Origin of the sequence: Pseudomonas sp. GD04015 (assembly GCF_029837675.1) — a bacterium.
GTDB lineage: Bacteria > Pseudomonadota > Gammaproteobacteria > Pseudomonadales > Pseudomonadaceae > Aquipseudomonas > Aquipseudomonas paralcaligenes.
In genome coordinates, this window is record NZ_JAOEEE010000030.1 from 15,286 (window position 1) to 40,936 (window position 25,651).

A 25,651-nucleotide genomic window follows, 5' to 3' on the forward strand; every position below is an offset into this window, starting at 1 on the left:
GGGCGAAGAGGTGCTAGGATACCGCATCCTTTTCCGGGGCGGCGCGGCGATCCGTGCGGCTCCCCTGAGATCAAGCGACCCATGTTTGGTTCCCAAGACGACAAGCCATCGCCGGAGCAGCCCGGCGAGAAGAAATCCCTGTTCGGCTGGCTGCGCAAGAAACCGCAGGACGCCCAGGAAACACCCCCGCCAGCGCAGCCCGAGCCCGTGGCTGAGCCGGCCCCGGTAGCCGAGGCCCAGCAGCCTGCACCCGAGGCCCCCGCGAGCCCGGCGCCACTGGCCGAGCCGCCTGCCGCGCCTGCGCCGGCCGAGGCGCCCATCGAGATTCCCGCCGCTGTCGAGCCTGCCGCCGCCGTCGAGCCGCCTGCACCCGCGCCCGAAGCCGTCGCCGAGCCGGCCCCGGTCGTGGTGCAGCCGCCGGTCGAGCACCTGCCGGTGGTCGAGGCGGTGCCGGCGGCCGAGGAGCCGCGTCCGGCCTTCTCCCGCTTCCGCATCAACGCCGGCAGCGAAGTCACCCACCCGGTGCACGAGCAGCCCGCGCCGGTCGAGGTCCCGCCGGAGCCGCAGCCGGTGGCCGAGGTTGTCCCGGTGCAGGTCGAGCAGAGCAAGCCCGGTGACAACCAGGGCGGCTGGTTCGCCCGCCTCAAGCAGAGCCTGTCGAAGACCAGCGCCAGCCTGGGCGAGGGCATGGCCAGCCTGTTCCTCGGCAAGAAGGCCATCGACGACGACCTGCTCGAAGAACTGGAAACCCGCCTGCTGATGGCCGACGTCGGCGTTGAGGCTACCGGCGCCATCATCGGCAGCCTGACCAAGCGCGTGGCGCGCAAGGAGCTGGCCGACAGCGGCGCGCTGTACAAGGCCCTGCAGGAAGAGCTGGGCGCTCTGCTCAAGCCGGTCGAGCAGCCGCTGGCGATCACCGCCGAGAAACAGCCCTACGTGATCCTGGTGGTCGGCGTGAACGGCGTCGGCAAGACCACCACCATCGGCAAGCTGGCCAAGAAGCTGCAGGGCGAGGGCAAGAAGGTCATGCTCGCCGCCGGCGATACCTTCCGCGCCGCCGCCGTCGAGCAGCTGCAGGTGTGGGGCGAGCGCAACAATATCGCGGTGATCGCCCAGCACACCGGCGCCGATTCCGCGTCGGTGATCTTCGATGCGGTGCAGGCCGCCAAGGCCCGGGGCGCAGACGTGCTGATCGCCGACACCGCCGGCCGTCTGCACACCAAGGACAACCTGATGGAGGAACTGAAGAAGGTCCGTCGGGTCATTGGCAAGCTGGACGAGACCGCGCCCCACGAGGTGCTGCTGGTGCTGGACGCCGGCACCGGGCAGAACGCGATCAACCAGACCAAGCAGTTCAACCAGGCCGTGGCCCTCACCGGGCTGGCCCTGACCAAGCTGGACGGCACCGCCAAGGGCGGGGTGATCTTCGCCCTGGCCAAGCAGTTCGGCCTGCCGATCCGCTACATCGGCGTCGGCGAAGGCATCGACGATCTGCGCACCTTCGTCGCCGACGATTTCGTCCAGGCACTGTTTGCCGAGAAGGAGCGGGGATGATTCGATTCGAGCAGGTCGGCAAGCGGTATCCCAATGGCCATGTCGGGTTGCACGAACTGAGTTTCCGCGTGCGCCGGGGCGAGTTCCTCTTCGTCACCGGCCATTCCGGCGCCGGCAAGTCCACCCTGCTGCGCCTGCTGCTGGCGATGGAGCGGCCGACCACCGGCAAGCTGCTGCTGGCGGGCCAGGACCTGTCGCAGATCACCACCGCGCAGATTCCCTTCCTGCGCCGGCAGATCGGCGTGGTGTTCCAGAACCACCAGCTGCTGTTCGATCGCAGCGTGTTCGACAACGTCGCCCTGCCGCTGCAGATCCTCGGCCTGTCCAAGCCGGACATCGCCAAGCGGGTCGGCGCGGCGCTGGAGCGCGTGTCCCTGTCGGACAAGGCCGAGCAGTTCCCGGCCGATCTGTCCACCGGCCAGCAGCAGCGCGTCGGCATCGCCCGCGCCGTGGTCCACCGCCCGGCCCTGCTGCTGGCGGACGAACCCACCGGCAACCTTGACCCGCGCCTGGCCGCCGAGATCATGGGCGTGTTCGAGGACATCAACCGCCTCGGCACCACGGTGCTGATCGCCAGCCACGACCTGGCCCTGATCGCACGCATGCGCCACCGCATGCTCACCCTGCAACGCGGCCGACTGATCGGCGACGGGGAGGCCGGCTGATGAGCGACAACCAGCGCAACATCAAGGCCGCCGAGCGGGTCGGCTCGGTGCAGTCCAAGGCCGACAAGCCGATCAAGCAGGGGCCGGACTTCTCCACCCTGTTCGCCGCCTGGGTCGAGAGTCACCGCGCCAGCCTGGTGGACAGTCTCGGCCGGCTGGTGCGCCAGCCGATCGGCAGCTTCTTCACCTGCCTGGTGATGGCCGTGGCGCTGTCCCTGCCCATGGGCCTGGCCCTGCTGCTGGACAACGTCGAGCGGCTCGGCGGCTCCTGGCAGAAGGCCGCGCAGATTTCCCTCTACCTCAAGCAGGAGGCCGGCGACGACGCCGGCCTGCAGCTGCGCGACGAGATCGCCGCCATGCCTAACGTGGCCGAGGCCGAGTTCATCGGCAGCGAGGCCGGCCTGGCCGCCTTCGAGGAGCAGTCCGGCCTCGGCCAGGCGCTGCGCGAGCTGCCGGAAAACCCGCTGCCCGCCGTGGTGGTGGTAACCCCGGAAGAGATCGACAAGGTGGCCCTGGACGCGCTGCGCCAGCGCCTGGCCGAACTGCCCGGCGTCGACCAGGCCCAGCTCGACCTGCAGTGGGTCGAACGCCTGACCGCCATCCTCGGCCTGGGCGACCGCTTCGTCTTCGGCCTGACCCTGCTGCTGGTGATGGCCCTGCTGCTGGTGATCGGCAACACCATTCGCCTGCACATCGAGAACCGCCGCAGCGAGATCGAAGTGATCAAGCTGGTCGGTGGCACCGATGGCTACGTGCGCCGTCCCTTCCTTTATATGGGCGCGTTCTACGGCCTGGGCGCCGGCCTGCTCGCCTGGGGCCTGCTCGCCTTCGGCCTGGACTGGCTGAACGACGCTGTGGTGCGCCTGGCCGGGCTCTACGGCAGCGATTTCGCCCTGGGTGGCGTGCCGGCGGCCGATGGTCTGTCGCTGCTTCTAGGGGCGGTTCTGCTCGGCTATATTGGCGCCTGGCTGGCCGTGGCGCGGCACCTGAGCGAGCTTGCGCCACGGTAACAGTTTCGTTTTCCTATCGATCCAGGGCTATCTGTATGGGAACTTTCCCGCGGGTTGCCCGTCAGAGGATCGACGGTGCTAGACTGCGCCGATCCCGTAATACCGGAGGTTTTTGATGACCAATTCCCTGCAACCTGTCCATGCCCTAGTCCCAGGCGCCAACCTGGAGGCCTACGTGCATGCGGTGAACAGCATCCCGCTGCTCTCCGTCGAGCAGGAGCGCGAGCTGGCCGAGAGTCTCTACTACCAGCAGGACCTGGAAGCCGCGCGCCAGATGGTGCTGGCCCACCTGCGCTTCGTCGTCCATATCGCCCGCAGCTACGCCGGCTACGGCCTGGCCCAGGCCGACCTGATCCAGGAAGGCAACGTCGGCCTGATGAAGGCCGTCAAGCGCTTCAACCCGGAGATGGGCGTGCGCCTGGTGTCCTTCGCCGTGCACTGGATCAAGGCGGAAATCCACGAATTCATCCTGCGCAACTGGCGCATCGTCAAGGTCGCCACCACCAAGGCCCAGCGCAAGCTGTTCTTCAACCTGCGCAGCCAGAAGAAGCGCCTGGCCTGGCTGAGCAACGACGAAGTGCATGCCGTGGCCGAGAGCCTGGGCGTGGAGCCGCGCGAAGTGCGCGAGATGGAGAGCCGCCTGTCCGGCCAGGACATGGCCTTCGACCCGGCGGCCGACGCCGATGACGACAGCGCCTACCAGTCCCCGGCCCACTACCTGGAAGACCATCGCTACGACCCGGCCCTGCAGCTTGAGGACGCCGACTGGAGCGACAGCTCCAGCGCCAGCCTGCACGAGGCGCTGGAAGGCCTGGACGAGCGCAGCCGCGACATCCTCAACCAGCGCTGGCTGGCCGAGGAGAAGGCGACCCTGCACGACCTGGCCGCCAAGTACAACGTCTCCGCCGAGCGCATCCGCCAGCTGGAGAAGAACGCCATGAATAAGCTGAAAGGCTCTATCCAGGCGTAGAAGCTGCACACAAGCTGCTGCGCGTCGGCCAGCCGGCGTTAAAAATGGCCTCGGGATGCTCATTTACTACAGTAAACTCCGCTCCCTCGGCCATTTTTGCCTTGTCTGGCTCTAGCTCGCGAGCTTGTGAGCAGCTTCCAATGAGCCCGAAAAGCCGCACCCAGGTGCGGCTTTTTTCTGCCCGGAGATCGCCTTGACCCGTCGTCCGCCCGCCCTGTTGTTCACCGTCGTGGCCCTGGCCAGCTGCCTGCTCGGCTACTGGCTGCTGACGCCGCGCGAAGAGAAGGCCGCGCCGCTGCCCTGGCTGGGTGCCTGGCAGGTCGAGGTGCTGCAGCCGCTGGCCGAGGATCGCCTGAACCTGGGCCAACTCGCGGCGCGCCTGCCGGAGGCCGAGCTGTGGCTGCAGCCGAGCCTGGATGGCCCGCGCCTGCTGCTGCGCGACGAGCCGGCGCTGGGCGAGGGCAACTGGCTGCTGGAAGCCGAGCTGGCGCTCAGCCAGGCCCAGCGCGACAGCCTGGCCCAGGCCAGCGGCACCAAGCCCGGCGACCCGGAACAGCCGCAGTCGGAAGCCATGCGCGAGCAGCTGGCCGAACGCCCCATCGAGGCGCTCAACCTGCGTCCGCGGCAGGCCACTGCCGTCTCCGCGGAGAACCTGAGTGCCAGCCTGGGCGCGCCGCGCCTGCGCCTGCAACTGCCGGAAGGCGAGGCCTGGGTCTATCCGCAGCTGGGCCTGACCGCTCACCTCGAGAATGACCGCCTGCAGCTGCTGCGCGTGGTGCCCCGGCGCCTGCTCAGCCACTGATCAGGGCTTCGGCAGCCACTCCGGCCACCACTGCGGCATTGCCATCGGCTTTTGCGCCAGCTGGTTGAGGTAGTGGCTGCCGCCCAGCTGCTGGCTCTGCCGGCGAATCCAGTTGGCCCGGCGTTGCACGTGGGTGTTGGGCCGGCTGGCGCTCCAGCCGCGCGGGTTGGGCAGCACGGCGGCCAGCAGGCTGGCCTGCTGGGCCGACAGGTAGGGCGCGCCAATCTTGAAGTGGTGGCGCGCGGCGGCCTCGGCGCCGAACACCCCGTCGCTCCATTCCACGCTGTTGAGGTAGACCTCGAGGATGCGCTGCTTCGGCCAGAGCAGTTCGATCAGCCCGGTGAACCAGGCTTCCAGCGCCTTGCGCGGCCAGCTGCGGCCAGACCAGAGGAACAGGTTCTTGGCCACCTGCTGGCTGATGGTGCTGGCGCCGCGCAGGTTGCCGCCGCCCGCGTTGTGCGCCATGGCCTGGCGGATGGCGGCGACGTCGAAGCCCCAGTGCTCGGCGAACTTCTGGTCCTCGGCGGCGATCACCGCGATTTTCAGGTCGTCCGGCAGCTCCCGCCACGGCCGCCAGCTGCGCTGCAGGTCGATCGGCTGGCCGTCGAGCCACGACTGGACCTTGCGTTCGGCCATCAGCGCCGTGCCGGGTGGGTCGATCCAGCGCAGCGCCAGCACCACCAGCAGCGAACCGGCGACGAACCACAGCAGCAGTTTGGTCAGGCGGCGAAACAGGTTGCGCAGCATGGCTTGGCCCGATCAGGGAGAGCGGGCCATTATAGCGGCCGCATCGAGTCTGTCCGGGAGTGGGATCATGTTACGAGTCTTTCTGGCGCTGGCGGCCCTGGCCGGTTTTTCCGGCGTGGCGCTGGGCGCCTTCGCCGCCCATGGCCTCAAGGGCCGGCTGAGCGTGGAGTACCTGGCGGTGTTCCAGACCGGCGTGCAGTACCAGCTGGTCCACGCCCTGGCCCTGTTCGGCGTGGCGCTGCTCGCCGAGCGCCTCCCCGGGCGCCTGGTGACGGCCGCCGGCAGCCTGTTCGTCGCCGGCATCCTGTTGTTTTCCGGCAGCCTCTACCTGCTGACGCTCAGCGGCCTGGGCAAGCTCGGCATGATCACCCCGCTGGGCGGCGTGTGCTTCCTCGCCGGCTGGCTGTGCCTGGGGCTGGCGGCGCTGCGCTCCGGGCGGGCCTGACGGAACGGCGCAGCCCGGCGGACTTATGGGCGAGGTAGCAGGAAAACCCGTCATTCTCGCGCAGGCGGGAATCCATAGGGCTGCCTCGCTGGGTCCCCGCCTGCGCGGGGATGACGGGGCAGAGCGGTTGCTGGCCCGGTTGCCCGGGTATCGGACGCACATGCCTTGGTCAGTGCCGCCGATAGAGCTAGAATGCCGACCCTTTCATGATCTGACCGCCCAGCCATGCACATCCAGTTGAACGGCCAACCCTTCGAGCTGCCCGCCGGCGCCACCGTCGCCGACCTGCTCGTGCGCCTGGACGCAACCGGCAAGCGCGTGGCGGTCGAGCTCAACCTGGACATCGTGCCGCGCAGCCAGCACGGCACGACCGTCCTGCACGACGGCGACCAGCTGGAAGTCGTCCACGCCATCGGCGGCGGCTAGTCGCCCGAGGAACTGCCATGAGCGCCATCATCGACAAGCCTTTCACCTTGGCCGGCCGCACCTACGGGTCGCGCCTGCTGGTGGGCACCGGCAAGTACAAGGACCTCGAGGAAACCCGCCTGGCCATCGAGGCCAGCGGTGCCGAGATCGTCACCGTCGCCGTGCGCCGGACCAACATCGGGCAGAACCCGGGCGAGCCGAACCTGCTGGATGTGATCTCGCCGGACAAGTACACCATCCTGCCCAACACCGCCGGCTGCTTCAACGCTGAGGAAGCGGTGCGCACCTGCCGCCTGGCTCGCGAACTGCTCGACGGCCGCGCGCTGGTCAAGCTGGAAGTGCTGGCCGACCAGAAGACCCTGTTCCCCAACGTGATCGAGACCATCAAGGCGGCCGAAGTGCTGGTCAAGGAAGGCTTCGACGTGATGGTGTACACCAGCGACGACCCGATCATCGCCCGCCAGCTGGCCGAGATGGGCTGCATCGCGGTGATGCCGCTGGCCGGCCTGATCGGCACCGGGCTGGGCATCTGCAACCCGTACAACCTGCGCATCATCCTCGAAGAGGCGACCGTGCCGGTGCTGGTCGACGCTGGCGTGGGCACCGCCTCCGACGCCACCATCGCCATGGAGCTGGGCTGCGAGGCGGTGCTGATGAACAGCGCCATCGCCCACGCCCAGGACCCGGTGCTGATGGGCGCGGCCATGAAGCACGCGATCATCGCCGGGCGCATGGCCTACCTGGCCGGACGCATGCCGAAGAAGCTCTATGCCAGCGCGTCGTCGCCGCTGGATGGCCTGATCAAGTAGGAGCCTGTTCAAAAACTCGCGAGAGCTTAGGCGCAGTTGTAGGAGCGGCCTTGGCCGCGAACCGAGAGGGCACCGTAAAAGCTTCGCGGCCAAGGCCGCTCCCACGGCATGTTTTCCCGCATGCGACAGAGATTCTGAACAGGTTCCAAGAGCATTCCATGAGCGACATCATCGAGTCGGCGGGCGAAGGCGCCGCCGAACGCCCGCTGCGCGGCATCAAGAGTTTCGTCATGCGCTCCGGGCGCATGACCGAGGGCCAACAGCGCGGCCTGGACCAGGGCTGGCCGAAGTTCGGCCTGGAACTGGCCGACGGCCCGTGCGATTTCGACCAGGTGTTCGGCCGCAGCGCGCCGCGCACCTTCGAGATCGGCTTCGGCATGGGCCACGCCACCCTGGAGATGGCCGCCGCCGCGCCGGAGCAGGATTTCATCGGCGTGGAAGTGCACAAGCCGGGCGTCGGCGCCCTGCTCAACGGCATGCTGACGCAGGACCTGAGCAACATCCGCGTGTACAGCTGCGATGCCCTGGAAGTGCTGCGCGACTGCGTGGCCGACGCCAGCCTCGACCGCGTGCTGCTGTTCTTCCCCGACCCCTGGCACAAGGCCCGCCACCACAAGCGGCGCATCGTCCAGCCGGCCTTTGCCGAACTGGTGCGACGCAAGCTCAAGGTCGGCGGCATCCTGCACATGGCCACCGATTGGCAGGCATACGCGGAGCATATGCTGGAGGTAATGTCGCTGGCACCGGGCTACCATAATCTGGCGGGTGCTTCCGGTTACGTGGAGCGCCCCAGCGAGCGCCCGGTGACCAAGTTCGAGAAGCGTGGAGAGCGCCTCGGCCACGGAGTCTGGGATCTCAAGTTCCAGCGCTGCGAATAAGCATTCAGGGCTCCGCCGGACGCGGAGCCGATACGACCGGGACCACCCGGCGCCAGGATGGCCACCTCACCCAACGGCAATCTGCGAGCGCGACCTACACTGGTCGTACGTATAAGAGCAGCGACGCCTGAGCGCGTCGCGAGGAGAACGCTGTGCTGAGAACTATTGCAGTCCTGTCTATGGCAGTGGCTTTCGCCCTGCCGGCCCATGCGCGTGTCGATGCTGCCCAGGCCGCTCGTCTCGGGCAAGACCTGACGCCCCTGGGGGGGGAGCGCGCCGGCAACGCGGCCGGCACCATTCCGTCGTGGGAGGGCGGAGTCAAGCCGCCGGCCAGCTACCAGTCCGGCATGCACCATCCGGACCCCTTCGCCGCCGATGCCGAGCTGTATCGCGTCGACAAGAACAACCTGGCCCAGTACAAGGCGCTGCTGACGCCCGGCTACCAGAAACTGCTGGAGCGCAGCCCCGACTACTACCTGCGGGTGTTCCCGAGCCGTCGCAGCGCCGCCGTGCCGGAGCGCATCTACGACGCTACCCGCTCCAACGCCACCAACGCCTCGCTGATCGCCGGCGGCAACGGCATCGAGGGCGCCGCGGCGGGGATTCCCTTCCCGATCCCGCAGAACGGCCAGGAAGCGATCTGGAACCACATCACCCGCTACCGCGGCGAGCAGACCCGCATGACCACCAACCATGCCGCGGTGCTGGCGAGTGGTGACTACACCCTGGTCAAGCGCGAGCGCGACCTGATGTTCGTCTACGGACGCGAGGGCATGACCCCGGCCGACCTGGACAACACCCTGTTCTACTACAAGTACGTGGTCACCGCGCCGAGCAAGCTGGCCGGCTCCGCCCTGGTGGTGCAGGAGACTCTCGACCAGGTGCTGGCGATCCGCAAGGCCTGGCGCTTCAGCCGGGGCGAGCGCCGGGTGCGCCGCCTGCCGATGCTGGCCTACGAGGCGATGCAGCCGGACACCAGCGGCATGGCTACCGCCGACGTGGTGGACGCCTACAACGGCGCGCCGGATCGCTACGACTGGACGCTGGAGGGCAAGCGCGAAATGCTGGTGCCCTACAACAGCTACGCCGTGCACCAGAAAGGCATTCCCTACGAGAAGATCCTGCAGAAGAAACACGTCAATCCCGAGCTGCTGCGCCACGAGCTGCACCGCGTGTGGGTGGTGGACGCCAAGCTGCGCAAGGGCCACAGTCATCCCTACGCCGAGCGCCGCTTCTACATCGACGAGGACAGCTGGCAGATCCTCGCCGTCGACCTGTACGACAAGAACGGCGAGTTGGTCGGTCTGCAGGAGGCGCATCCGATCAACTACTACGACGTGCCGATGTTCCTCAGCACCCTGGAGACCATCTACGACTTCAAGGGCGGTCGCTACTTCGTCGATGGCCTGGACAACAACGAGCCGATGTACAACTTCGACGTACAGTTGAAGAAGAACGACTTCAACGCCGCCGCGCTGCGTCGCGAGGGTATCTGACGTTCACCGGTCCCGCGCCCGATCAAGGCCCGCCTCGGCGGGCCTTTTCGTGTCCGGCGTTCAGGCCGTCAGCGACAGTTGGGCGCCGAGCTGGCGGTAGTCCTCGACGGCGGCGAACTCCTCGGTGTCCCGGATTTGGCCGCGGCTGTCGGGCTGGCGCACTGCCAGCAGGTGGGCAACGCCGTAGCGGCCGGCGGCGCGCAGGATCGGCAGGCTGTCGTCGATGAACAGGCTGCGCGCCGGTTCGAAGGGGAAGTCCTGCTGCAGGGCGAACCAGAATTGCTGGTCCTCCTTGGGGAAGCCGTAGTCGTGGGAGCTGATCAGGCGGTCGAAATAGGGCGCCAGCTCGACCTTCTCCAGCTTCAGCGACAGCGAGTCGCGGTGCGCGTTGGTGATCAGCACCACGCGCTTGCCGGCGTCGCGCAGGGCGCCGAGGAACAGGTCGGCGTCCGGGCGCAGGGCGATCAGGTGGGCCACCTCGCGCTTGAGGTCGCGCACCGACAGGTTCAGCTCGCGGCTCCAGAAGTCGGTGCAGTACCAGGGCAGGGTGCCGGCGTGGCTGCGGAACAGCGGCAGCAGCTCGGCGTCGGCCGCCTCGCGGGTGATGCCGTGCAGTTCGGCGTAGCGCAGCGGCAGATGTTCCAGCCAGAAGTGGTTGTCGAAGTGCAGGTCGAGCAGGGTGCCGTCCATGTCGAGCAGGACGGTATCGATGTCGGCCCAGGGCAGCTGAGGCATGGCAAAGTCCGGAAACAGACGGAGAGCGAATATCCCGCACGGACATTCCGGGGGAGCGGGGTATGATACCCGTTCGAATCAAGGAGCGAATGATGCGTGAGAAACCCCAGGTGCTGGCCCGCGAGATCGTCGCCAGCAGCCGCCTGTTCCGCGTCGAAGAGCTGCAGCTGCGCTTCGCCAATGGCGTCGAGCGCACCTACGAGCGGCTGGTGGGCAAGGGCTCGGGCTACGGCGCGGTGATGGTGGTGGCGCTGCTCGACGCCGAGCACGCCGTGCTGGTCGAGGAGTACTGCGCCGGCACCGACGATTACCAGCTGTCGCTGCCCAAGGGGCTGATCGAGCCCGGCGAGGACGTGCTGGTGGCCGCCGACCGCGAACTCAAGGAAGAGGCCGGCTTCGGCGCCGAGCGCTTGGAGCTGCTCGCCGAACTGAGCCTGTCGCCCGGCTACATGAGCCAGAAGATCCAGGTGGTGCTGGCTCGCGGCCTCTACGAAGAGCGTCTGCCGGGCGACGAGCCCGAACCGATGCGGGTGGACAAGGTCAGCCTGCGCGAACTCAGCGATCTGGTCCGCCATCCCCAGTTCACCGAAGGCCGCGCCCTGGCCGCCCTCTATCTGGTCCGCGACCTGCTGACCCAACGTGGAGAATTCAAGCCGTGAGCCATCCCTATCTGCCCGCGGTGATCGCCCTGGTGCAACGCGCCGGCCAGGCCACCCTGCCGCACTGGCGCAACGATGTGGCGGTGCTCGAGAAGGCCGACGCCTCACCCGTCACCGCCGCCGACCTGGCCGCCCATGAAATCCTCGCCGCCGGCCTGCGCGAGCTGGCGCCGGACGTGCCGGTGCTGTCCGAGGAGGATGCCGGCATCCCCTTCGCCGAGCGTGCCGAATGGCAGCGCTGGTGGCTGGTGGACCCGCTGGACGGCACCAAGGAATTCATCTCCGGCAGCGAGGAGTTCACCGTCAACGTCGCCCTGATCGAGCGCGGCCGCGTGGTGTTCGGCGTGGTCGGCGTGCCGGCCAATGGTCTCTGCTACTTCGGCGGCGCCGGCCTGGGCGCCTGGCGCCAGGCGCCGGACGGTGAACCCGAGGCCATCGCCGTGCGCCAGGCGCCGGCCGAGGCCTTCACCCTGGTGGCCAGCAAGCGCCACTCCAGCCCGGCCCAGGAACGCCTGCTGGCCGGCCTGAGCGAGCGTTTCGGCGACCTGCAGTTGGCCAACATCGGCAGTTCGCTGAAGTTCTGCCTGCTGGCCGAAGGCAACGCCGACTGCTACCCGCGCCTGGCGCCCACCTCGCAGTGGGACACCGCCGCGGCCCAGGGCGTGCTGGAAGGCGCAGGCGGCGAAGTGCTCGACCTCAAGGGCGAGGCGCTGACCTACGAGGCGCGCGAGAGCTACCTCAACCCGTCCTTCCTTGGCCTGCCCCAGGCCGCCGAATGGCGCGCCGAGCTAATCCAGTTGGCCCGCGCGCTGGACTGAGTCCGCGCAGGGGCTGCTGCGCGTCGGCCTGGCTGTGTTAAAAGTGGGTTCGGCAAGCAGCTTGCTGCTAACGCGCTTTAGCGCGGCCCGAAGGGTGAGCGGAGCGAGTCATGCTCATTTACTACAAGTAAACTCCGCTTCCTCACTCACTTTTGCCTCGCCAGGCTCTAGCTCGCGAGCCCCTGCACCGACTCAGAATATGAATGATGACCGCGCCTACCTGGAGCAGCTGCTGCACCAGGACATCCCGCTGACCCAGGCCCTCGGCCTGGGCGTGCTGGGCTGGCGCGAGGGCGAGTTGCGCCTGGGCCTGCCGCTGGCGGCCAACCTCAACCACAAGAGCAGCATGTTCGGCGGCAGTCTGTATTGCGGCGCTGTGCTGGCCGGCTGGGGCTGGCTGCACCTGAGCCTGCGCGAGGCGGGGATCACCGATGGCCATATCGTCATCCAGCAGGGCCAGATCGACTATGCCGAGCCGGTCCTGAGCGATGCCGTGGCGACCTGCGCCGCACCGCCACTGGCCGAGTGGGAGAAATTCCTGGCCTTGTACCGGCGCCGTGGCATGGCACGGATCGGGCTGCACAGCCGCATCCTCGTCGGCGACGCCGAGGCGGTGCGTTTCAGCGGGCAGTACGTGCTGCACCGCTGAGACCGCCGCGTAGGGTGCGCCGTGCGCACCGGGGGCCCGTTGGTGCGCATGGCGCACCCTACAGCCCGCTTACAGCATGTCGCTGTAGCGCTCGTCCTTCCTGTACAGCAGCGGCTGGGCGAAGCCCGGCACCTGGATGCCCTCGGCGCTGAACCGCAGCTGCTGGTCGTCGATCAGGTCGCGGCCGAAGTTGTAGAGAATGTCGTACTGCCCCCGCAGCGCTTGCTGGTCGTACGCCGCCGCCGCGGCGCGGGTGGTTTCGCGCCTGGCCTGCCAGGCGGCGAAGGCGGCTTCGCCGTGGCGCTTGCGCAGCATGCGTTCGGCCACCTGCGGCGCCAGCACCACGCCGGTGGCGTTGTTGCCACCGAAGCCCTTGGAGTTGACGAAGCAGACTTCCATGTCGGTCTGGCGGTCGTGGGTCTCCAGGCTCAGGTGTTCGCGGTGCACGTCGTCGGCCACCTTGTCGATGGTCTTCAGGCCCGGCAGCAGGCCGTGGCGGAAGGTGCCGAGGGCGGCGATCACCTGGTCGCCGCTGGCGGTGGCCAGGGAGTGGCCGAGGAAGGCCTTCACCGCGGTGATCGGCCACTGCTCGATGCCGAAGGCGGCGGCGACCCGGTCCAGCAGTTCGGATTCGGTGACCCGGTTGGCCGGGGTGCTGGAGCCGTGGGCGTGGACGAAGCTGCGCTGGCGCACGCTGTCCATGCCCACCAGCTGGGCGGCGCTGGCCACGGCCTTGGCCAGGGTCAGGTAGTTGCCCGGGCCGGGGGCGGAGATGGATTTCTTGAAGCCGTCGGCGTTGATGAACACGTCCGGCACCGCGCCGTGGATGTCGGCGCCCAGCTCCAAGGCCAGGGCGTCGTCCATCAGCACCAGGAACTGGCAGGACTCGGAGAGGGTGAAGCCGCAGTTGTCGCCGAACGGCCGGCTGGCGCGCTGGAAGTCGACCTCGTCCCGGCCCTCGATCCGGCGCAGGCCGTCCTCGGTGGCCAGGGCGCCCATGGCGCCGTAGCCGTCGATGATCTCGGCGGTGACCGGCGCCTCGGCGTTGCCGACCAGGGCCACCCGGGCCTGGCCGCTGGCGATCTGTTCGATGGCCTTCTGCAGGTTGTAGAGGAAGGTGGCGCAGGCGCCGGTGACGCTGCCGGTGGTGCCGACGCTGCCCAGCACGTAGGCGTTGATGAAGTCGGCCGGCATGCTGTTGAGGCCCAGCGGGCACTGCTTGGTGGTGACCCGGCCGCCCTTGAGGCGCGACTGCAGCATGCCGCCGAAGCCGTATTCGTCGAGCTGGCTCATGATGCTGCCGGCGAACACCGCCACTTCATCCGGCTGCACGTGGTCCTGGATGGTGCGCCAGTCCAGGCCGGTGGAGCGCAGGGCGTCGGTGGCGCCGGTCACCGCCAGTTGCAGGCCGCGCGGGTGGAAGTGGGAGTGGTACAGCTCGCCCGGCTCGAAGCCCGAGGGCAGCTGGCCGGCGGATTTCACCGGCAGGGCGCGGTAGCTGTCGACCTTGAATTCGCAGCTCTCCGCCAGGGTCACGCGCACCTGCTGGTCGTCCACGTCTTCTACCTGCCAGCTGGCCGGCAGTGGCTCGGGCAGTTGCTTGCGCAGGGTGGTGAACTGGGCGCCGGCGACGGCCAGGTTCTTCTGCCAATGCACTGCGTCCACGTCCAGGTGGCGCTTCTCGATGCGCCGCACCAGGGTGCCGGCGAGGATTTCGGCGCCATGCCGCGCCTCGATCTCGGCCGGGGTCAGGGGCTGGCCGTCGAGGCTCTGGAAGCGGCCGTCGACCACCTGCACCCGCTTCATCATCACGGCCAGGCCGGCCAGGGTCTCCTGGCGGGTGGTGGCGTCCAGGGATTCCTGGACGATGCGGCGGAAGCCGTGGTGGAACGAGCTTCTGCCTGCGGCGTTGTAACCGCCGAAGCCGACGATGACGGGAAGACGAGACATCACGCAAAACTCCTTCGATCGCCCCGGCAGGCGTTGTCGTTGGCAATGGCCGGTCCGGCCAGGCGGTGTTTACCGGTGGCGACTCAAAATGAATCGGGATGTCAGGATGACGCAGGTCGTGACTGTCAGGTCACGACCTGTCTGCGCGGTGGTGGGGAAACGGGACCGCGCGCCCGTCGTTTCAGCGGTAGCTGAGGCCGGGTTCGGCGGTGCTGATGCGGGTGCCGGAGGTGCCCTGGACGATGGCTTCGATGTTGCCCAGCGAGCCGATCACCGCGACCTGCCCGGTATTGCGGGCGAACTCGCAGGCGGCCTGCACCTTGGGCCCCATGGAGCCGGCGGCGAAGCCGAGGCGCTCCAGTTCGTCCGGGTGGGCCTGGGCGATGGCTTTCTGGGTCGGCTTGCCCCAGTCGATGTAGGCCGCGTCCACGTCGGTGGCGATCACCAGCAGGTCGCTGGACAGCTGTTCGGCCAGCAGGGCCGAGCACAGGTCCTTGTCGATCACTGCTTCCACGCCGCGCAGCTTCTGGCCGTCGTACATGGTGGGGATGCCGCCACCGCCGGCGCAGACCACCACCGTGCCTTTTTCCAGCAGCCACTTGATCGGGCGGATCTCGAAGATGCGCTGCGGCCTCGGGCTGGCCACCACGCGGCGGAACTTGTCGCCGTCCGGGGCGATGCTCCAGCCCTTCTCGGCGGCCAGGCGCTCGGCCTCTTCCTTGGCGTAGACCGGGCCGATGGGCTTGGTCGGGTTGCGGAAGGCCGGGTCGCCGCCGTCCACCTCGACCTGGGTGAGGATGGTGGCGAAGGGCACCTCGAACGGCAGCAGGTTGCCCAGCTCCTGTTCGATCATGTAGCCGATCATGCCTTCGGTCTCGGCGCCGAGCACGTCGAGCGGGTAGGGGTTGGCCGGGTCGTAGGCGTTGCCCTGCAGGGCCAGCAGGCCGACCTGGGGGCCGTTGCCGTGGGCGATCACAAGTTCGTTGCCCGGCGCCACCTTGGCGATCTGCTCGCAGGCGATGCGCACGTTCTCGCGCTGGTTGTCCGCGGTCATGGCCTCGCCACGCCGCAGCAGGGCGTTGCCGCCCAGGGCGATGACTAGTCGCATTTGCTTCTCCTTGTTCGGTTTCCCTCTCCCTCTGGGAGAGGGGGCGGGGGTGAGGGACTGTTCGGCAGCACCGAGTGGCCTGCAACGCCCTCACCCTGACCCTCTCCCGGAGGGAGAGGGGATTGTCCGTGCACGCGCGTCAGACGTCGGCCAGGGTCGAGACCAGGATCGCCTTGATGGTGTGCATGCGGTTCTCCGCCTGTTCGAAGGCGATGCACCAGGGCGACTCGAACACGTCCTCGGTGACTTCGATGCCGTTCTTCAGGTTCGGGTACTGCTCGGCGATCTGCTTGCCGACCTTGGTCTCGCTGTTGTGGAACGCCGGCAGGCAGTGCATGAACTTGACCCGCGGGTTGCCGGCGGCCTTCATCAGTTCGGCGTTGACCTGGTACGGCAGCAGTTGCTGGATGCGTTCGCCCCAGGCTTCCACCGGTTCGCCCATGGACACCCAGACGTCGGTGTGGACGAAGTCGACGCCCTTGACCGCTTCCTTCGGGTCCTCGGTGAGGGTGATGCGCGCGCCGCTCTCTTCGGCGAACTTGTTGCACGCGGCGACGTGTTCGTCGGTCGGCCACAGGGCCTTGGGCGCGGCGATGCGCACGTCCATGCCGAGCTTGGCGCCGATCAGCAGCAGCGAGTTGCCCATGTTGTTGCGGGCGTCGCCCAGGTAGGCGTAGCTGATGTCGTGCAGCGGTTTGTCGCTGTGCTCGCGCATGGTCAGCACGTCGGCCAGCATCTGGGTCGGGTGGTATTCGTCGGTGAGGCCGTTGAACACCGGCACGCCGGCGTACTGGGCCAGGTCCTCGACGATCTCCTGCTTGAAGCCGCGGTACTCGATGGCGTCGTACATGCGGCCGAGCACCCGGGCGGTGTCCTTCATGCTTTCCTTGTGGCCGATCTGCGAGGAATTCGGGTCGATGTAGGTGACGTTGGCGCCCTGGTCGTAGGCGGCCACCTCGAAGGCGCAGCGGGTGCGGGTGGAGGTCTTCTCGAAGATCAGTGCGATGTTCTTGCGTTGCAGGTGCTGCTGTTCGGTGCCGGTGTACTTGGCGCGCTTGAGGTCGCGGGAGAGGTCCAGCAGGTAGCGCAACTCGCGGGTGCTGTGGTGCATCAGGCTGAGCAGGTTGCGGTTGTGCATGTTGAAAGCCATGGTTCTTGCTCCTTGTGGGTGTGGGAAACCACCGCCCGGCGGCGGGTGGGCCGCCGGGCGGTTTGGCGTTTAGTAGTCGATGGGGTCGCGGATGATCGGGCAGGTCATGCAGTGGCCGCCGCCGCGGCCGCGGCCCAGTTCGCTGGCGCTGATGGTGATGACCTCGACGCCGGCCTTGCGCAGCAGGGTGTTGGTGTAGGTGTTGCGGTCGTAGCCGATGACCACGCCTGGCTCCAGGCAGACCACGTTGTTGCCGTCGTCCCACTGTTCGCGCTCGGCCTCGTAGCTGTCGCCGCCGGTTTCCACCACGCGCAGTTGCTTGAGGTTGAGGGATTCGGCGACCACGTCGAGGAACGACTTGTCCTCGCGGCGCACGTCGATGCCGCCGGGCTTGCTCTCGTCGGGGCGCAGCACGAACGGCACGATGGAGTTGGCCACTTCGGGGAAGATGGTCACCAGGTCGCGGTCGCAGAAGCTGAACACAGTGTCCAGGTGCATGGCGGCGCGCGACCTGCCGAGGCCGGCTACCACGACTCTCTCCGCCGCGCCCTTGGCGAACAGCGCCTGGGCGACCTGGCCGATGGCCTGGTGCGAGCTGCGCTCGCCCATGCCGATCAGCACGGTGCCGTTGCCGATCGGCATCACGTCGCCGCCCTCCAGGGTCGCCGCGCCGTGGTCGACGTCGGGGTCGCCGTACCAGATCTGGAAGTCGGCGTTGGCGAAGTCCGGGTGGAACTTGTAGATCGCGCTGGCGAGCAGGGTCTCCTGGCGTCGTGCCGGCCAGTACATCGGGTTGAGGGTGACGCCGCCGTAGATCCAGCAGGTGGTGTCGCGGGTGAACTGGGTGTTGGGCAGCGGCGGGAAGATGAAGCTGGACTCGCCCAGGTAGGCGTTGAACATCTTCGCCACGTCCGAGCCCTTGTGCTTGGCCAGGTCGGCGCCGGACACGCCGCCGATCAGGTATTCGGCGATGCGGCGCGGCTCCAGGCCCTCGATGAAGGAGCGCACTTCGTTCTGCAGGCCGAGGCCGACGCTGTTGGGGGTGATCTTGCGGTCGAGGATCCAGGCCAGCGCGTCCTTGTTCTGGACGGTCTCTTCCAGCAGGTTGTGCATCTCCAGCACCTCGATGCCGCGTTCGCGCATCTTGGTCATGAAGTCGAAGTGGTCGCGCTTGGCCTGGCTGACCCAGATCACGTCGTCGAACAGCAGTTCGTCGCAGTTGGCGGGGGTCAGGCGCAGGTGGGCGAGGCCGGGCGAACAGACCATCACCTTGTGCAGCTTGCCGGCTTCGGAATGGACGCCGAGGGCTTTCTTGGACATATCGAACTCCTTCTCTTACAGACTGAGGAAACCGTCATAGAGGCCGTAGGCGGCGATGGCGGCACCGATCAGGACGGCGGCGAAGATCAGTTTCTCGACACCGGTGAAGATGGGTTGACCCAGCTCGCGCTTGGCCTTGGCGAAGAGGATGACGCCAGGGGCGTAGAGCAGGGCGGACAGCAGCAGGTACTGGATGCCGGCGGCGTACACCAGCCAGACCGCGTACAGGGTGGAGATGGCGGCGATCAGCAGGTCCTTGTTGCGCTCGCCGGCGGCGTTCTCGTAGGTCTCGCCACGGAAGGCCAGGAGTACCGCGTAGGCGCTGGACCAGAAGTAGGGCACCAGGATCATCGAGGTGGCCAGGTACAGCAGGCTGAGGTAGGTGGAACTGTTGAACAGGGTGATGACCAGGAACAGCTGGATCAGCCCGTTGGACAGCCACAGCGCGTTGGCCGGGACGTGGTTGACGTTCTCCTTGCGCAGGAACTCCGGCATGGTGTGGTCGCGGGCGCTGGCGAAGAGGATTTCGGCGCAGAGCAGGGTCCAGGACAGCAGGGCCCCGGCCAGCGAGACGATCAGGCCGATGGAGATCAGCTGGGCGCCCCAGGGGCCGACCACGTGCTCCAGCACGCCGGCCATGGACGGGTTCTTCAGGCCGGACAGCTCGGCCTGGGTCAGGATGCCCTGGGACAGCACGTTGACCAGCACCAGCAGCAGGAGCACACCGACGAAGCCGATCACCGTGGCCTTGCCGACGTCGCTGCGCTTCTCGGCGCGGGCGGAGAAGATGCTGGCGCCCTCGATGCCGATGAACACCCACACGGTGACCAGCATCATGTTGCGCACCTGGTCCATCACGCTGCCCAGCTCGGTGTTGCCGTTGCCCCAGAAGTCGGTGGTGAACACGTCCATCTTGAAGGCGATGGCGGCGATCACGATGAACAGCGCCAGCGGCACCATCTTGGCGATGGTGGTGACGGTGTTGATGAAGGCCGCTTCCTTGATGCCGCGCAGCACCAGGAAGTGCAGCAGCCAGAGCAGCACCGAGGCGCAGATCACCGCCGGCAGGGTGTTGCCCTCGCCGAACACCGGGAAGAAGTAGCCGAGGGTGGAGAACAGCAGGACCATGTAGCTGACGTTGCCGATCCAGGCGCTGATCCAGTAGCCCCAGGCCGAGGAGAAGCCCATGTAGTCGCCGAAGCCCGCCTTGGCGTAGGCGTAGACCCCGCCGTCCAGCGCGGGCTTGCGGTTGGCCAGGGTCTGGAACACGAAGGCGAGGGTCAGCATGCCCACGCCGGTGATCAGCCAGCCGATCAGCGTCGCACCGGCGCTGGCGCTGGCCGCGATGTTCTGCGGCAGCGAGAAGATGCCGCCGCCGACCATCGAGCCCACCACCAGGGCGATGAGCGCCCCCAATCGAAGTTTCTGCGCTGAAGAGGACATCGAACACCTCCAATCCGGAGAGAAGTTATGTCTTATTTAGCGCGCCATTGAGGGGGGTGATATTGACCTCGATCAATAGCGAGCTATCCATTTTTCCAGGCTTTCCCTGCGGGCTCCCGATTGATCCGAGTGGCCTGGCGTGGGGCGAGGAGACTCGCCGCCAAGGTGGTTCCGCTCGTCGATTAGGCGTGGTGGGGGTTTACGTTAGACGAGGTTCTGCGGGGCGCAAGTTTCGCCAGGCGAGGGAGCGGCGCCCGCTCTGCGGCGGGCTGATGGATTGACCGCGTGGTCAGCAAACGGGGTGGGCGCTTGCGCCGGGTTGTACCGTTCGTCGGATGCTTTGGGCGGCTCCGTCGCGGTGCCGCCCGGTCCGGGGAAACGGTCAGTTGCGGTCGGCCAGGACGCCGATCAGGAAGAACACCAGCAGCAGGACCGGCGACAGGGTGTAGTTGTTGAAGTAGCCCAGGCCCTTGGCCAGCCAGGGAGTCAGGAAGACCATCGCCAGGCCGTAGCCGACGGCGCAGACCAGCACGAAGATCAGCGTGCGCAGGATGAAGTTGAGACCGCCGATGGAGCGCTGCACCCAGGCGTTGATGGCCGGGCCGAACAGCACCAGCAGGGTGGCCATGATCGCCAGGGCGATTTCGTACAGGTGCCCGCGGCACCAGCGGGACAGGGTGGCGATCAGGTCGAGTAGCAGGTCCATCTGGAGTCCTCGTGTCGGTCGAAGGGGTCAGCCCTGCTGCACCTGGTTGCGGCCGGCGCGCTTGGCCCGGTACAGCGCGGCGTCGGCGCGCTGCAGCAGCTGTTCCAGGGTCTCGCCCGGCGCGGCGGTGGCGCAGCCGATGCTCAGGGTGATACTGCGGCTCTCGCCGGCGCGGGTGAACGGCGTGTCGGCGACCCGCTGGCGCAGGCGCTCGGCCACCACCATGGCCTGTTCGGCGCTGGCGTCGCGCAGCAGCAGGATGAATTCCTCGCCGCCGTAGCGGCCCAGCGGCTCGTCCGGGCGCAAGGCGGTGCCGAGGGTGGCGACGATGTGCTGCAGCACCGCGTCGCCGGTCTGGTGGCCCAGGGTGTCGTTGACGTGCTTGAAGTGGTCGACGTCGAGCAGCAGCAGGGAGACCGGGCGGCGGCCGCCGGCCAGGGCGCGCTCGGCCATCTCGATGACGATGGTGCGGGTGTAGGCGTTGGTCAGCGCGTCGTGGCTGAGCTGGTGCTCGAGCATGGCGTGCAGGCGCTCGTTGAGCATCAGGATGAAGCCGACCGAGATGCAGATCGCCAGCAGGCTGTGGGTGGAGAAATACAGCACGTTGATCGGTGTGGGGGCGAAGAAGTTCTCGCTGCCGGTGTGCGGAGCGAGCAGCGCGTTGACGATGCGCAGGCCGGACACCAGCACGTCGAAGAACACCGTGATCGAGGTGAACAGGTAGGGGAAGCGCGCGCTGCCGGGGTGGCGCGGGCGCCGCCGCGAGGTGTCGAGGCCGAACAGGAACAGCAGGCCGCCGGAGACCAGCGAGAAGACGACGACGCGCACCGAGAACAGGTCCTGCACGTAGGTGCAGACGACCATCACCAGGCAGGCGACGACCACTGTGGTGGCCAGCAGGCCGTTGCGCGGCGCCAGGCCGAAGAAGGCGCGGCCGCCGGAATAGATCATCGCCACCGAGGCCAGGCTGGCGGCGTTGGCCACCGTCACCGACAGCAGGTCCGGTACGATGTCGCGCAGGCCGAACAGCGCCGAGCCGCCGGCCAGCACCAGCATCGCCAGGCTCCAGTGGCGCGCGCCGCCGAGGCGCTGGCGGATCGACACGGGCATCGCGAACAGCACCACGGCCATCAGCAGGCTGAGGGCCGCCAGGATGAAGACGATGCTGCGCGGGTCGAGCACTCGGAGCGCCTGCGGTGGTGGGACGGGCGCATAGACTACCGGATCGGCGTCGCCGCTGTCAGGGCAGGAAGTGCTGGAGCAGATCGTTGAGGAACAGCTGGCCTTCGCGGGTGGCGACCAGGCGTGTGGGATCGGCGGCCAGCAGCTTGCGCGTCTCGGCTTCGCGCCGCGCGGCGGCGAGGCTGACCAGGGGCAGGCCGGTGCGCCGCTCGAACAGCTCGGCCGGCACGCCGTCGGTCAGGCGCAGCACGTTCATCAGGAACTCGAACGGCAGTTCCTCGGCGTCGAGCGACCGCTCGCCGGCCTGGAAGGGCTTGGCCGGGTCGAGGTAGTCCTTGGGCAGGCGGGTCTTCCAGGTACGCACGATGCGCCCGTCCGGCGTGCTCAGCTTGGCGTGGGCGCCCGCGCCGATGCCGAGGAAGTCGCCGAAGGTCCAGTAGTTGAGGTTGTGCCGCGCCTGGCGCCCGGCCTTGGCGTAGGCGGACACCTCGTACTGCGCGTAGCCCTCGGCGGCGAGCAGGGCCTGGCCGGCCTCCTGGATGTCCCACAGCAGGTCGTCCTCGGGCAGCTCGGGCGGCTGGCTCCAGAACACCGTGTTCGGCTCCATGGTCAGCTGGTACCAGGACAGGTGCGTGGGCGCCTGGTCGATGGCTGTGCGCAGGTCGAAGAGGGCGTCCTCGACGCTTTGCCCGGGCAGGCCGTGCATGAGGTCCAGGTTGAAGTTGTCGAAGCCGGCGGCGCGCGCCATGTCCGCTGCGCGCACTGCCTCGCCGCCGTCGTGGATGCGGCCGAGGGCCACGAGCTTGTCGCCCTGGAAGCTCTGCACGCCGATCGACAGGCGGTTGATGCCGAGCGCGCGGTAGTCCCTGAACTTGGCCTGCTCAAAGGTGCCCGGGTTGGCCTCCAGGGTGATCTCGATGTCGTCGGCGAAGCCGACGCGCCGCTCCACGCCCTCCAGCAGCCGGCCGAGGGCGCGGGCGGAGAACAGGCTGGGGGTGCCGCCGCCGAAGAAGATCGAGGTCAGCCGGCGGCCGTGGACGTGCCCGGCGTCGGTGTCGAGGTCGGCCAGCAGGGCGTCGACGTAGGCTTCTTCCGGTAGCTCGGGGCCGGCGGCGTGGGAATTGAAGTCGCAGTACGGGCATTTGCGCACGCACCACGGGATGTGGATGTAGGCCGCCAGAGGCGGCAGTTCGAAGCTGCAAGCCCCAAGCTGCAAGCCGCTTTTACTTGAAGCTTGCGGCTTGTGGCTTGCAGCTTTCATAGCCCCAGGCGCTGCTTGAGCAGGGCCATGGCGCGGGCGCGGTGGCTGATGCGGTTCTTCTCGTCGCTGGCCAGTTCGGCGCTGGAGCACTCGCGCTCCGGCACCCAGAACAGCGGGTCGTAGCCGAAGCCCTCGGCGCCACGGGCCTCGTGCAGGATGCGGCCATGCCACAGGCCCTCGCAGAGGATCGGCAGCGGGTCGTCGGCGTGTCGCACCAGGGCCAGGGCGCAGACGAACTGGGCGCCGCGCTCGGCGTCCGGCACGTCCTTCAGAACGTCCAGCAGCTTGGCGTTGTTGGCCGCGTCGCCCTGGCCATCGGCGTAGCGCGCCGAGTAGATGCCCGGCGCGCCGCCGAGGGCGTCCACCGCCAGGCCGGAGTCGTCGGCCAGCGCCGGCAGGCCGGACACGCGGGCGGCGTTGCGCGCCTTGAGGATGGCGTTCTCGACGAAGGAGAGGCCAGTTTCCTCGGGCTCGACGCTGGAGAATTCGCCCACCGAGCGCACCCGCACGTGCTCGCCCAGCATGGCCTGGAGTTCCTTGAGCTTGCCGGCGTTGTGGCTGGCCAGCACCAGTTCTGTGAAGGGCATGGTCATTCGTCCGGGAACACTTCCTGGTTGAAGGTGAGGGTGTGCGGCGCGCCGCTGCCGACCTGCACGACGATGCTGAAGGTCAGCATCTCGCGCTGGCGCAGCGGGAACTCGGCGAGGTAGTACACCGCGCCGCTTTCCAGCACCTGGCGGAATTCCAGCGTGGTGCTCTGGCCCATCAGGTTCTTCAGCGTGCCGCTGACCTGGGCGGGCTGGCCCTTGCCGTCCTTCAGGGCGGCCACGTTGAGCACGCCGACGGTCTTGCTGCGGGTCAGGCCGGCGGCCGCGGCGATGTCGGGCTGCAGGAAGCTGGAGTTGAACACGCTGTAGTGCACGTCCAGTTCGCCGAAGGTCTGTTTGCGTTCGGCGACGGCCGGCAGGGCGAGAAGCAGGCAGAACAATAGGGATGCGAAACGGCGCATGAGTGGTCCTCCGAAGCGTGGCGGGTTAGACGGCTACGCGGTGATCGGCCAGGCCGGACCCGCTGACGCGATAGATGCCGATCTCACCCAACAGGTTAGGCCATAGGCGGCTGCCCAGGTTGTGCCGGTGGGCGTGGTCGACGGCCAGGCGTTCCTCCACCCTGGCGCCCTGCTCCAGGCACAGGCGCTCGAAGTCCTCGAAGGTGCAGAAGTGGATGTTCGGCGTGTTGTACCAGGTGTAGGGCAGGAACTCGGACACCGGCATGCGGCCCTTGGTGGTCAGGTACCAGCGGCAGCGCCAGTGGCCGAAGTTGGGGAAGGTGATGATGCAGGTCTTGCCGACCCGCAGCATTTCCGCCATGACCTTGTCCGGGTAGTGCAGGGCCTGCAGCGACTGGGTCATCACCACCACGTCGAAGCTGTTGTCGGCGAAGTTGCCCAGGCCCTCGTCGAGGTTCTGCTCGATCACGTTGACGCCGCCGGCGATGCACTTGGCGATCTTCTCGGGGTCGATCTCCAGGCCGTAGCCGCTGACGTTCTTGTTGGCGTACAGCCAGGCCAGCAGTTCGCCGTCGCCGCAGCCGAGGTCGAGCACCCGGCTGCCGGCCGGAATCCATTCCTGGATGATCTCCAGATCCGCGCGCATGCTCATACCTCGATCCGTTTCATGTAGGCGCCGAAGGCCTGCAGGTAGCGCGGGATCGGCATCAGGAAGGCGTCGTGGCCCTGCGGCGCGTCGATCTCCAGGTAGCTGACGTTCTTCTTCGCCGCCAGCAGGGCGTCGACGATCTCCCGTGAGCGCGCCGGCGAGAAGCGCCAGTCGGTGGTGAAGGACATCACGCAGAAGTCCGCCCTGGCCGCGGCCAGGGTGGCGGCCAGGTCGCCGCCGTGGGCGGCGGCCGGGTCGAAGTAGTCGAGCGCCTTGGTCATCAGCAGGTAGGTGTTGGCGTCGAAGCGCCCGGAGAACTCCTCGCCCTGGTAGCGCAGGTAGCTCTCGACCTGGAACTCGACGCTGTGGAAGTCGTAGTTGAGCTTGTCGGTCTTCAGCTCGCGGCCGAATTTCTCGCCCATGGCATCGTCGGACAAGTAGGTGATGTGGCCGACCATGCGCGCCAGCATCAGGCCGCGCTTGGGCACCACGCCCTGTTCCTGGAAGTGGCCGCCGTGGAATTCCGGGTCGGTGAGGATGGCCTGGCGCGCCACCTCGTTGAAGGCGATGTTCTGCGCCGAGAGCTTGGGCGCCGAGGCGATGGCCAGGCAGTGGCGGACCCGTTCCGGGTGGCTGATGGTCCACTGCAGGGCCTGCATGCCGCCGAGGCTGCCGCCGATCACCGCGGCCCACTGGCGCACGCCGAGCAGGTCGGCCAGGCGCGCCTGGCTGTGCACCCAGTCCTCCACCGTCATCACCGGGAAGTCGGCGCCGTAGGGCTTGCCGCTGGCCGGGTTGAGGCTGGAGGGGCCGGTGGAGCCGTTGCAGCCGCCGAGGTTGTTCAGGCTGACGACGAAGAAGCGATCGGTGTCGATCGGCTTGCCCGGGCCGATGCAGCTGTCCCACCAGCCTGGCTTGCGGTCTTCCACGCTGTGGAAACCGGCGGCGTGGTGGTGGCCGGACAGCGCGTGGCAGATCAGCACGGCGTTGCTGGCCGAGGCGTTGAGGGTGCCGTAGGTCTCGTAGACCAGCTGGTAGTCGGCCAGGCTGCGGCCGCAGACCAGCGCCAGCGGTTCGCTGAAGCGGGCGACCTGCGGGGTCACCAGGCCTACGGAATCGGCGGGGAAAACGGTCGGCATCGAGCCAGCTCTCGCTGCAGGAAAGTGCAGCAGTCTAAAGAGCACGGCCCCCGGCAGCAAGCGCGGGGGCC

27 protein-coding genes are annotated in these 25,651 nt (G+C 67.9%); 13 read left to right on the forward strand and 14 right to left on the reverse strand.

Features of this window, described 5'->3' with window-relative positions:
• Positions 1-81: 81 nt before the first annotated feature.
• From ftsY to N7640_RS20085, 5 genes are all read left to right on the forward strand, one after another.
• On the forward strand, positions 82-1,554 hold the full coding sequence (gene ftsY / locus N7640_RS20065) for a signal recognition particle-docking protein FtsY (protein WP_279902820.1): 1,473 nt from the start codon (positions 82-84) through the stop codon (positions 1,552-1,554).
• Positions 1,551-2,219 (forward strand): cell division ATP-binding protein FtsE, encoded by a 669-nt coding sequence (gene ftsE / locus N7640_RS20070; protein ID WP_220812434.1) that lies wholly within the window; start codon positions 1,551-1,553, stop codon positions 2,217-2,219. Before ftsY ends, ftsE begins: the two co-directional genes overlap by 4 nt.
• Complete coding sequence (gene ftsX / locus N7640_RS20075; protein WP_279902819.1) at positions 2,219-3,229, forward strand: permease-like cell division protein FtsX; 1,011 nt, start codon at positions 2,219-2,221, stop codon at positions 3,227-3,229. Before ftsE ends, ftsX begins: the two co-directional genes overlap by 1 nt.
• A 115-nt stretch (positions 3,230-3,344) precedes the next feature.
• Complete coding sequence (gene rpoH / locus N7640_RS20080) at positions 3,345-4,199, forward strand: RNA polymerase sigma factor RpoH (protein ID WP_220812432.1); 855 nt, start codon at positions 3,345-3,347, stop codon at positions 4,197-4,199.
• 193 nt (positions 4,200-4,392) lie between these two features.
• Positions 4,393-5,001 carry a hypothetical protein gene (locus tag N7640_RS20085; RefSeq protein ID WP_279902817.1) on the forward strand — a complete coding sequence of 203 codons (609 nt, stop codon included), beginning with the start codon at positions 4,393-4,395 and terminating at the stop codon, positions 4,999-5,001.
• Here N7640_RS20085 and mtgA read toward each other — a convergent pair whose 3' ends face one another.
• Positions 5,002-5,748: a monofunctional biosynthetic peptidoglycan transglycosylase gene (gene mtgA, locus N7640_RS20090; protein WP_279902816.1), complete on the reverse strand. Its 747-nt coding sequence runs from the start codon at positions 5,746-5,748 to the stop codon at positions 5,002-5,004.
• Positions 5,749-5,815: 67 nt separating this feature from the next.
• Here mtgA and N7640_RS20095 point away from each other — a divergent pair, with 67 nt between their 5' ends.
• The 5 genes from N7640_RS20095 (at position 5,816) to N7640_RS20115 (ending at position 9,802) form a co-directional block, all read left to right on the forward strand.
• Complete coding sequence (locus tag N7640_RS20095; protein WP_279902815.1) at positions 5,816-6,193, forward strand: DUF423 domain-containing protein; 378 nt, start codon at positions 5,816-5,818, stop codon at positions 6,191-6,193.
• A 225-nt stretch (positions 6,194-6,418) separates the two neighbouring features.
• Positions 6,419-6,619 (forward strand): sulfur carrier protein ThiS, encoded by a 201-nt coding sequence (gene thiS / locus N7640_RS20100; RefSeq protein WP_220812428.1) that lies wholly within the window; start codon positions 6,419-6,421, stop codon positions 6,617-6,619.
• A 17-nt stretch (positions 6,620-6,636) separates the two neighbouring features.
• Positions 6,637-7,428, forward strand: coding sequence for a thiazole synthase (locus tag N7640_RS20105; protein WP_279902814.1), 792 nt, complete (start codon positions 6,637-6,639; stop codon positions 7,426-7,428).
• A 206-nt stretch (positions 7,429-7,634) separates the two neighbouring features.
• Positions 7,635-8,306, forward strand: a complete 672-nt coding sequence (trmB, locus tag N7640_RS20110) for a tRNA (guanosine(46)-N7)-methyltransferase TrmB (protein WP_220812710.1) — start codon at positions 7,635-7,637, stop codon at positions 8,304-8,306.
• A gap of 179 nt (positions 8,307-8,485) precedes the next feature.
• Complete coding sequence (locus N7640_RS20115) at positions 8,486-9,802, forward strand: DUF1329 domain-containing protein (protein WP_279904652.1); 1,317 nt, start codon at positions 8,486-8,488, stop codon at positions 9,800-9,802.
• A 60-nt stretch (positions 9,803-9,862) separates the two neighbouring features.
• Here the strand turns inward: N7640_RS20115 and yrfG are convergent, their stop codons facing one another.
• Positions 9,863-10,537 (reverse strand): GMP/IMP nucleotidase, encoded by a 675-nt coding sequence (gene yrfG / locus N7640_RS20120; RefSeq protein ID WP_279904651.1) that lies wholly within the window; start codon positions 10,535-10,537, stop codon positions 9,863-9,865.
• Positions 10,538-10,629: 92 nt separating this feature from the next.
• Here yrfG and nudE point away from each other — a divergent pair, with 92 nt between their 5' ends.
• The 3 genes from nudE (at position 10,630) to N7640_RS20135 (ending at position 12,663) form a co-directional block, all read left to right on the forward strand.
• Positions 10,630-11,196: an ADP compounds hydrolase NudE gene (gene nudE / locus N7640_RS20125; protein WP_279904650.1), complete on the forward strand. Its 567-nt coding sequence runs from the start codon at positions 10,630-10,632 to the stop codon at positions 11,194-11,196.
• Positions 11,193-12,014 (forward strand): 3'(2'),5'-bisphosphate nucleotidase CysQ, encoded by an 822-nt coding sequence (gene cysQ / locus N7640_RS20130; RefSeq protein WP_279904649.1) that lies wholly within the window; start codon positions 11,193-11,195, stop codon positions 12,012-12,014. Before nudE ends, cysQ begins: the two co-directional genes overlap by 4 nt.
• A 199-nt stretch (positions 12,015-12,213) precedes the next feature.
• The gene (locus N7640_RS20135; protein WP_279904648.1) at positions 12,214-12,663 is read left to right on the forward strand and encodes a YiiD C-terminal domain-containing protein; all 450 of its coding nucleotides are present in this window, start codon (positions 12,214-12,216) and stop codon (positions 12,661-12,663) included.
• 69 nt (positions 12,664-12,732) lie between these two features.
• On the opposite strand, the gene N7640_RS20140 is transcribed toward N7640_RS20135, so the two are convergent.
• The 12 genes from N7640_RS20140 to N7640_RS20195 form a co-directional block, all read right to left on the reverse strand.
• Entirely contained in the window at positions 12,733-14,613 is a 1,881-nt protein-coding gene (locus N7640_RS20140; RefSeq protein ID WP_279904647.1) for a beta-ketoacyl synthase, read from the reverse strand.
• A gap of 181 nt (positions 14,614-14,794) precedes the next feature.
• Entirely contained in the window at positions 14,795-15,721 is a 927-nt protein-coding gene (gene arcC / locus N7640_RS20145) for a carbamate kinase (protein ID WP_220812420.1), read from the reverse strand.
• Positions 15,722-15,860: 139 nt separating this feature from the next.
• Positions 15,861-16,871 carry an ornithine carbamoyltransferase gene (locus tag N7640_RS20150; RefSeq protein ID WP_279904646.1) on the reverse strand — a complete coding sequence of 337 codons (1,011 nt, stop codon included), beginning with the start codon at positions 16,869-16,871 and terminating at the stop codon, positions 15,861-15,863.
• A 69-nt stretch (positions 16,872-16,940) separates the two neighbouring features.
• On the reverse strand, positions 16,941-18,191 hold the full coding sequence (gene arcA, locus N7640_RS20155; protein ID WP_279904644.1) for an arginine deiminase: 1,251 nt from the start codon (positions 18,189-18,191) through the stop codon (positions 16,941-16,943).
• 15 nt (positions 18,192-18,206) lie between these two features.
• Positions 18,207-19,634, reverse strand: coding sequence for an arginine-ornithine antiporter (gene arcD, locus N7640_RS20160; RefSeq protein ID WP_279904643.1), 1,428 nt, complete (start codon positions 19,632-19,634; stop codon positions 18,207-18,209).
• A 382-nt stretch (positions 19,635-20,016) separates the two neighbouring features.
• Complete coding sequence (locus tag N7640_RS20165) at positions 20,017-20,340, reverse strand: DUF3392 domain-containing protein (RefSeq protein WP_220812416.1); 324 nt, start codon at positions 20,338-20,340, stop codon at positions 20,017-20,019.
• A 27-nt stretch (positions 20,341-20,367) separates the two neighbouring features.
• The gene (locus N7640_RS20170; protein ID WP_279904641.1) at positions 20,368-21,522 is read right to left on the reverse strand and encodes a GGDEF domain-containing protein; all 1,155 of its coding nucleotides are present in this window, start codon (positions 21,520-21,522) and stop codon (positions 20,368-20,370) included.
• Between the two features lie 58 nt (positions 21,523-21,580).
• Positions 21,581-22,783: a radical SAM family heme chaperone HemW gene (gene hemW / locus N7640_RS20175; RefSeq protein ID WP_279904640.1), complete on the reverse strand. Its 1,203-nt coding sequence runs from the start codon at positions 22,781-22,783 to the stop codon at positions 21,581-21,583.
• Complete coding sequence (gene rdgB / locus N7640_RS20180; protein ID WP_279904639.1) at positions 22,780-23,370, reverse strand: RdgB/HAM1 family non-canonical purine NTP pyrophosphatase; 591 nt, start codon at positions 23,368-23,370, stop codon at positions 22,780-22,782. The genes hemW and rdgB overlap by 4 nt, the downstream gene beginning before the upstream one ends.
• 2 nt (positions 23,371-23,372) lie before the next feature.
• Entirely contained in the window at positions 23,373-23,792 is a 420-nt protein-coding gene (locus tag N7640_RS20185) for a DUF4426 domain-containing protein (RefSeq protein WP_279904638.1), read from the reverse strand.
• 25 nt (positions 23,793-23,817) lie between these two features.
• Positions 23,818-24,438 (reverse strand): methionine biosynthesis protein MetW, encoded by a 621-nt coding sequence (gene metW, locus N7640_RS20190; RefSeq protein ID WP_279904656.1) that lies wholly within the window; start codon positions 24,436-24,438, stop codon positions 23,818-23,820.
• A 2-nt stretch (positions 24,439-24,440) separates the two neighbouring features.
• Entirely contained in the window at positions 24,441-25,580 is a 1,140-nt protein-coding gene (locus N7640_RS20195) for a homoserine O-acetyltransferase (protein ID WP_279904637.1), read from the reverse strand.
• Between the last annotated feature and the right edge of the window lie 71 nt (positions 25,581-25,651).